This is a genomic window from Pseudomonas sp. SIMBA_041 (assembly GCF_046535095.1).
GTDB classification, from domain to species: domain Bacteria; phylum Pseudomonadota; class Gammaproteobacteria; order Pseudomonadales; family Pseudomonadaceae; genus Aquipseudomonas; species Aquipseudomonas mucoides.
Map to the genome: position 1 here is coordinate 1 of NZ_JAWRXJ010000216.1, position 278 is coordinate 278.

Annotated in this window: 1 pseudogene; it reads left to right on the forward strand. The window is 55.0% G+C overall.

From position 1 onward, the window contains the following. Positions 1–151 (forward strand): annotated as a pseudogene (locus SB725_RS30915) (enoyl-CoA hydratase); the annotation flags it as partial. Positions 152–278 lie beyond the last annotated feature (127 nt).

Below are 278 nucleotides of genomic sequence, written 5' to 3' on the forward strand. Positions count from 1 at the left end.
CGAGCAACTGCACGAAGCAGCGCTGGCCGCTGCCCGTGAATTGAAGAAGCTGAACATGCTCGCGCACAAGAACACCAAGCTCAAGGTGCGCAAGGGCCTGCTCGATGCCCTGGATAAAGCCATCGAGCTGGACCAGAACCCGATGGGTTAAGCCAAAGACCCACCCCGACATTTGCCTCTTCCAGTGTACAGTCGTACACTGGAATTCGACTGTCTGGTGTGAGTCTCGTCATGCTTTATTCGTTGCGCATGCTCCTGTTAGGCCTGCATTTTCTGCT